The organism is Azoarcus sp. TTM-91, assembly GCF_012911025.1.
Lineage (GTDB): Bacteria > Pseudomonadota > Gammaproteobacteria > Burkholderiales > Rhodocyclaceae > Azoarcus.
Genome location: NZ_WUEI01000167.1, coordinates 1 through 6,924 on the forward strand (window position 1 = coordinate 1; position 6,924 = coordinate 6,924).

Annotated in this window: 6 protein-coding genes; all 6 read right to left on the reverse strand. The window is 68.1% G+C overall.

From position 1 onward, the window contains the following. Positions 1 to 29 precede the first annotated feature (29 nt). Complete coding sequence (locus GRF61_RS22605; protein ID WP_169152876.1) at positions 30 to 920, reverse strand: AEC family transporter; 891 nt, start codon at positions 918 to 920, stop codon at positions 30 to 32. Between the two features lie 92 nt (positions 921 to 1,012). Beyond that, positions 1,013 to 2,248 carry an AMP-binding protein gene (locus GRF61_RS22610; protein WP_169152877.1) on the reverse strand — a complete coding sequence of 412 codons (1,236 nt, stop codon included), beginning with the start codon at positions 2,246 to 2,248 and terminating at the stop codon, positions 1,013 to 1,015. Positions 2,249 to 2,291: 43 nt separating this feature from the next. Continuing rightward, a complete protein-coding gene (locus GRF61_RS22615; protein ID WP_169152878.1) occupies positions 2,292 to 3,110 on the reverse strand; it encodes an ABC transporter ATP-binding protein in 819 nt (272 codons plus the stop codon). 97 nt (positions 3,111 to 3,207) lie between these two features. Then, a complete protein-coding gene (locus GRF61_RS22620; protein WP_169152879.1) occupies positions 3,208 to 4,542 on the reverse strand; it encodes an ABC transporter substrate-binding protein in 1,335 nt (444 codons plus the stop codon). Positions 4,543 to 4,611: 69 nt separating this feature from the next. Beyond that, positions 4,612 to 5,679, reverse strand: a complete 1,068-nt coding sequence (locus GRF61_RS22625; RefSeq protein ID WP_169152880.1) for a branched-chain amino acid ABC transporter permease — start codon at positions 5,677 to 5,679, stop codon at positions 4,612 to 4,614. A gap of 69 nt (positions 5,680 to 5,748) precedes the next feature. Then, entirely contained in the window at positions 5,749 to 6,666 is a 918-nt protein-coding gene (locus GRF61_RS22630) for a branched-chain amino acid ABC transporter permease (RefSeq protein WP_169152881.1), read from the reverse strand. Between the last annotated feature and the right edge of the window lie 258 nt (positions 6,667 to 6,924).

The window sequence follows — 6,924 nt, forward strand, 5'->3', positions numbered from 1 at the left end:
TCCCCTGCCTGGCCCCGCCCGGCGCCTGCTCAGAGCAGCTGCAGCCAGAAGGTCAGCGACACGATCGCCAGCAGGGTGGAGGCGGAAATCAGCCAGGCCACGCCCGGCCCGTCGCCGCCCATGCGCATCGCCAGGATGTAAGCCGAGCTGGCGGTGGGCAGTGCGGCGAACAGCACCAGGATGTCGAAGGGAACGCCGCCAAGGCCGAGCTGGCGGCCCAGGCCCCAGGCGATCGCCGGCAGCAGCATCAGCTTCACCGCCAGCAGCCAGACCGAGCCCGTCAGACTGCCCTCCGCCTTGCCCCAGCGCAGCGCCGCGCCAACCGCCAGCAAGCCCAGCGCCACCGCGGCATCCCCCAGGCGCTTGAGAAAGGAGGCGGCGGCATCCGGCAGCGGCAGGCCGCCGAGATTCCACGCCAGCCCGGCCACGGTGGCGATCACCAGCGGGTTGCGCGCGATCTCCCGCAGCATGTTGGTCTGGCCGTGGCGGGCGAGCTGGCTCACCGCGAAGATGTTGGCGAAAGGCACCATGGTGCCGCACAGCGCGCCCATGGTCGCCACGCCTGCCGGGCCATGCAGCTTGCCGGCCAGCGCGATGGCGATGTAGGTGTTGAAGCGGTAGGCGCATTGCATTCGCGAGGCGAAGGCCAGCGGCGACAGGCCCATCAGCGGCCGCCCCAGCCAGGCCAGGGCGAAGCCGGACACCATCAGCCCCAGACCACTGAAGAACAGCGGCAGCGTGCCATCCGGGTCGATGTCGGCGGTCGCCATGGCGTTGAACAGCAGCGCCGGAAAGAGGATGAAGTAGACCAGCTTCTCGACGCTGGGCCAGAAGGCCGCCTCATTCAGCATCACCTGCCTCAGCACCGCGCCGAGGACGATCAGGGAGAAATCCGGCAACAACAGCAGCAGGCTTTGCATTTCGGCAGACGAGCGGGACGGGAAAGACGCTGTTCTACGGTGTTACGCCGCCCCGCACAAGCCAGGCCTGCGGCGGCAAGCGCCGGAGCGCCTCACTCGTAGCGGCGGAGGTCATCTATCAGCTTGCCGTCGTTGGCCAGGCTGCCGGGCGCGCAGAAGCTGACTTCGCCGCGCAGCTTGGTCAGCTCTCGCAGGCTGGCGGCGACCGCCTCGCCGAACCCTGCCGACACCGCGCCGCCGAACTCGCAGTGCAGGGTCATGCGGTCGGTCTGCTGGGGGTTGTCCACCACCAGCCGCAGCCGCCCCAACCCGGGATGGCGTTTCGCCACCTCGGCGATCTGGCCGGGGTGGACGAACATGCCTTTCACCTTGGTCGTCTGGTCCGCCCGCCCCAGCCAGCCGCGGATGCGCAGATTGCTGCGGCCGCAGGGCGAAGCGCCCGGCAGCACGGCGGAGAGATCGCCGGTGCCGAAGCGGATCAAGGGGTAATCCGGATTGAAGCTGGTCACCACCACCTCGCCGACCTCGCCCGGCGGCAGCGGATCGCCGGTGCCGGGGCGCACGATCTCCAGCAGTACGTCCTCGTCCAGCACCAGTCCCTGCTGCGCCGGGGTTTCGTAGGCGATCAGGCCGATGTCGGCAGTCGCGTAGGCCTGGCGGGCGGTAATACCGGCGGCGGCGAAGCGTTCGCGCAGGCTGGGCGGAAAGGCTTCGCCGGAGACCAGCGCCTTGGTGAAGGACAGAGCCGCGCCCTGTTCCGCAGCCTTGTCCAGCAGGACGCGCAGGAAGGAAGGCGTGCCGATGTAGGCATTCGGCTGCAGATCGGCGATGGCAGCCAGCTGCTGCTCGGTCTGGCCGGTGCCCGCGGGGAACACGGTGCAGCCCAGGGCATGGGCGGCGCCCTCCATCATCGAGCCAGCCGGTGTCATGTGATAGGAGAAGGTGTTGTGCACCAGGTCGCCCTCGCGGAAGCCGGCGGCGAACAGGGCACGGGCGAGGCGATAGTAGTCGGCGCGGGCGCCCTCCGGCTCGTACAGCGGCCCGGGCGAGGCGAACACCCGCAGGCAGGCGCGCCCCCAGCCGACCGCGGCGAAGCCGCCAAAGGGCCGGGCCGCGCGCTGCAGCTCCACCAGCTCGGATTTGCGCGTCACCGGCAGGCGGGCCAGCGCCTCGCGGCTGCTCACGGCTTCGGCGTCCACGCCGGCGAGCAGGCGGGCGTAGGCCGGCGCATGCATCTGGGCGTGGGCGATCAGCGCCGGCAGGCGGGCGCACAGCTCGCTTTCCCGTTGCGCGGGATCGCGGGTTTCTCGAGCGTCGTAGTGCTCCATGGGGGGCTCCGGCAGGAAAGGGAAAGCGGCGATGGCGCCGCGTTCAGGACAGCCAGCGTTTGCGCCGGCGGTAATGCTTCACGTCGCGGAAGCTCTTGCGGCCCTCGCCGGACAGGCCGAGATAGAACTCCTTCACGTCTTCGTTGGCGGCCAGCCCGGCGGCAGCGCCTTCCATCACCACCCGGCCGTTTTCCAGGATGTAGCCGAAGTCGGCATAGCGCAGCGCCACCAGGGTGTTCTGCTCGGCGAGCAGGAAACCCACGCCTTCGCTGCGGTTGAGGTCTTTCACGATCTCGAAGATCTCCTCGACGATCTGCGGCGCCAGCCCCATGGAAGGCTCGTCCAGTAGGATCATCTCCGGCCGTGCCATCAACGCGCGGCCGATGGCGCACATCTGCTGCTCGCCACCGGAGGTGTAGCCGGCCTGCGAGCTGCGGCGCTGCTTCAGCCGCGGGAAGTAGTGGTAGACCTTCTCCAGCCCGGCGCGGATTTCCGCCCGCGCGTGGCCGCGGGTGTAGGCGCCGGCCAGCAGGTTTTCCTCCACGCTGAGGTGGGCGAAGCAGTGGCGGCCTTCCATCACCTGGATCACGCCGCGCTTCACCAGCTCGCTGGGCGTCATCCGGTCCACCCGGTCGCCCTTGAAGTGGATGTTGCCCTTGGTGACCTCGCCGCGCTCGGCGCGCAGCAGGTTGGAGATGGACTTCAGCGTGGTGGACTTGCCGGCGCCGTTCGCCCCCAGCAGGGCGACGATGCCGCCGCGCGGCACCTTCAGCGACACGCCCTTCAATACCAGGATGACATGGTCGTAGATGACCTCGACGTTGTTGATCTCCAGGTAAGGGGCGGCGGCATCGGTGCTCATGGGGGTGGCTCTCGGTGGAAGGTGGGAGAGGGTCGGGCAGCTGAGGCAGGGTGCGCGGCGGCGCGGCGAGGCGGGCGCCGGTCCGCCGCGCCGGCGGCTACGGCTCCTTGCTGCAGTCGCGCGGGGTGATGCCCTTCTCCTTGGCATAGGCGCCGGCGGAAGCCTCGATCAGCCCGCGCACCTGCGCGCGATCGGCCTCGATCCAGTCGGTCAGCGGCAGCCACTTGCTGCCGTCCCACTGCTGGAACTTCACCTTGCCGGCGCCCTCGTGGTCGGCGCAGCTCACCTTCAGCTCAGGCAGCAGGCCGGTGGCGCCCAGCCTGGCGAGGTGGTCGGCATCCAGGTTGAGGTGCTCGAAGCCCCAGCGCACCTGCTCGCCGGTCATCGGCTTGCCGGAGCCGAACTTCTGCTGGGCGGTGCGTATGGCCTCCACGGTGAGGATGCCGTGCACAATGCCGCGGTTGTAATACACGCTGCCGACGCGGTTCTTGTCCTCCATGTTGCCCTTGTTCCTGGCATACACATGCTTCTGCACCTCCTGGATCACCGGGAAGCCGGTGCCCACGCCGGAGAGGTTGGCGGAGATGTAGCCCTTGGCGGCGTCGCCGGCGGGGATGGTGTCCTCCTCCGAGCCGGACCACCAGCCGCCGACGATGCGGTCGCGCGGATAGCCGCTGCGCGCCGCCGCCCGCAGCGCGGTCGGGTTCATCACCCCCCAGCCCCACAGGATCACGTAGTCCGGCTTCTCCTGGCGGATCTGCAGCCACTGCGCCTGCTGCTCGTTGCCCGGATGGGCGACCGGGATCTGCTTCAGCGTGAAACCGTATTTCTGCGCCGACTGCTCCATCAGCGGAATGCCTTCCTTGCCGAAGGCGGAGTCGTGATAGAGATAGACGATCTTCTTGCCCTTCAGCTGTTCCAGCCCGCCCACCTTGTCGCCGATGAACTTCACCATGCCGGAGGCCTGCGACCAGTAGGTCGAGATCATCGGGAACACCCAGGGGAAGACGCGGCCGTCGGCCGCATCGGTGCGGCCGTAACCTATGGTCACCATCGGGATCTTGTCCTGCGCCACCTTCTCCAGCACCGAGTAGGTGATGCCGGTGGAAAGCGGCTGGAAGGTGGTATTGCCGGTCGGCCCCTTGCCTTTCAGGCGCTCGTAGCACTCCACGCCGCGGGCGTTGTTGTACTCGGTCTCGCACTCTTCCCAGGTGAGTTTGACGCCGTTGATGCCGCCATCGCGCTCGTTGATCAGCGTCATGTAGTCGATCCATCCGCCGTAGATGCCGGAACCGCCGGCGGCATAGGGGCCGACGCGGTAACTCGGCAGGCCGATGAACTGCTCCTGGGCCAGCGCCGGCAGCGCGATCAGCAAACCGGCGGCCAGCGCCGCCAGCGGTGCGCCCCGGCGGGCGCGGTGCATCTTCTCCATGCTTGTCTCCTCTTTATCGGTATGGACTACATGCCACCGGCGGGCCGGCGTCGCGCGCCGGCCGCGGATTCAATGGGGGAAGGGCCACAGCCGCAGCTTCTCCTTGCCGATCTGCCACAGCCGGGCGAGGCCGTGCGGCTCCACGATCAGGAAGAAGACGATCAGCCCGCCGAACACGATCAATTGCAGGTTGGACGAGAAGCTGGACGACAGCAGGCCGCCGAAGAGCTGCGGGATCACGTTGTCCAGGAAGATGGGCAGCAGCACGATGAAGGCGGCACCGAGGAAGGCACCGAGGATGGAGCCGACGCCGCCGATGATGATCATGAACAGGATCTTGAACGACAGATCCAGGTTGAAGCCCTCCGGCTCCACCGTGCCCAGGTAGGTGTAGGCATAGAGCGCGCCGGCCACGCCGCAGTAGAAAGAGGACACGGCGAAGGCGCTCAGCTTGGCGTGCAGCGGCCGTATGCCTATCACCTCCGCGGCCACGTCCATATCGCGCACCGCCATCCAGGCGCGGCCGGTGGAGCTGCGCACCATGTTCTTCGCCAGCAGCGCCAGCAGCGCCACCACCGACAGCGTCAGCAGGTATTTGCTCGCCGGCGTGTCGAAGGCGTAGCCGAGGATGACCACCGCCTGGGTGCTGATGACGCCGGAGGCGGAATGGTTGGAGAACCAGGGAAACTTGGTCAGCGCCCAGATGATGAAGAACTGCGCCGCCAGCGTCGCCACCGCCAGGTAGAAACCCTTGATGCGCAGGCTGGGCAGGCCGAAGGCCACGCCCACCGCCGCCGCGCACAGCCCGCCCAGCACCAGCGCCAGCAGGAAGGGCATGCCCGGCACCCGCAGCATGAAGTTGTAGGCGGCGAAGGCGCCCACCGCCATGAAGGCCGCCGAACCCAGCGACAGCTGGCCGGCATAGCCGGTGAGGATGTTCAACCCCAGCGCCGCCAGCGAGAAGATCAGCACCGGAATCAGGATGGCCTGCAGCCAGTACTGGTTGGCCAGCGCCGGCACCAGCAGGAAGAAGAAGGCGAGCACCAGGGCGAAGCCGACGCGATCCTGCCGGATGGGGAAGATCTGCTGGTCCGCCTGGTAACTGGCCTTGAACTGGCCCGCTTCACGGTAAAGCATGGTCTCGCGCTCCCTGGGCGGCTGCTGGCGCCCCTTGTCTGTTGGTGCTGCCCCGTTCCCCTCTGCCGACTACACCCGGTCGATGTGCTTCTCGCCGAACAGCCCCTCCGGCCGCAGCAGCAGGAAGGCCAGCGCCAGCACGTAGGGAAACCAGGATTCGATGCCGCCGCCCACCATAGGCCCGATGTAGACCTCCGCCAGCTTCTCCGAGGCACCGACGATGAGGCCGCCGACGATGGCACCCGGCACCGAGGTGAAGCCGCCCAGTATCAGCACCGGCAGCGCCTTCAGCGCGGTATAGGTGAGGGCGAACTGCACGCCGTTGCGCGCGCCCCAGATCAGCCCGGCGACCAGGGCGACGAAGCCGGCCACCGCCCACACGATGGCCCAGATGCGCTGCAGCGGAATGCCGATGGAAAGCGCCGCCTGGTGGTCGTCTGCCACCGCGCGCAGGGCGCGCCCGGTGCGGGTGTACTGGAAGAACAGCGCCAGCGACAACACCAGCGCGCCGGCCATCGCCGCGGCGAAGACGTCGAAGCGCGACACCAGCAGACCGGCGCTGTCCATCACCCACTCCACCGGCTCGTCGGCAATGCCCAGGTCCAGCCCGCGCACGTTGGCGCCCCATATGCCCTGGGCGATACCTTCCACCAGGTAGGTGAGGCCTATGGTGGCCATGAACAGGGTGATGGGCGGCTGGTTCACCAGCGGCCGCAGCACGATGCGCTCGGTGAGGATGCCCAGCACCACCATCGCCCCCAGCGTCAGCATGAAGGCCAACCAGAACGCCGGCGCCGCCGGCAGCCCCCAGCGCTGCAGCACTTCCTGGAAGCCGACGAAAGTCAGCGCGGCGAAGAACACCATCGCCCCCTGGGCGAAGTTGAACACGCCGGAAGCCTTGTAGATGAGCACGAAGCCCAGCGCCACCAGCGCATACAGCACCCCGGAAAGCAGTCCGCCGATCAGCACTTCGAAGAAGAACTGCATGTTGCTTTTCTCCTGTGTGGGCACGAGCCCTGGGAGCGTGGCTGTGGTGGTCGGCTGGCAGGCCGATGCGCGAAGCCCCTGATGGCTCACCTGCGATCGGCTTTGGCCCCACCCGCCGGAGATTCACCAGCCATCACTTACCGCGCGCCGCTCGCCCCGAGTCTGTCGAGGGGCTTTCCTCGCAACGCCCCTCCCCATCCGCCCGGTTTTTCTCCCCTCTCCCTCGCGGGAGGGGCCGGGGGGAGAGGGGAGAAAAAC

Excerpts from the sequence above, each read along its gene's own strand:
- GRF61_RS22605 (WP_169152876.1), bottom strand. The coding sequence starts at position 920 with ATGCAAAGCCTGCTGCTGTTGTTGCCGGATTTCTCCCTGATCGTCCTC.
- GRF61_RS22610 (WP_169152877.1), bottom strand. The coding sequence starts at position 2,248 with ATGGAGCACTACGACGCTCGAGAAACCCGCGATCCCGCGCAACGGGAA.
- GRF61_RS22615 (WP_169152878.1), bottom strand. The coding sequence starts at position 3,110 with ATGAGCACCGATGCCGCCGCCCCTTACCTGGAGATCAACAACGTCGAG.
- GRF61_RS22620 (WP_169152879.1), bottom strand. The coding sequence starts at position 4,542 with ATGGAGAAGATGCACCGCGCCCGCCGGGGCGCACCGCTGGCGGCGCTG.
- GRF61_RS22625 (WP_169152880.1), bottom strand. The coding sequence starts at position 5,679 with ATGCTTTACCGTGAAGCGGGCCAGTTCAAGGCCAGTTACCAGGCGGAC.
- GRF61_RS22630 (WP_169152881.1), bottom strand. The coding sequence starts at position 6,666 with ATGCAGTTCTTCTTCGAAGTGCTGATCGGCGGACTGCTTTCCGGGGTG.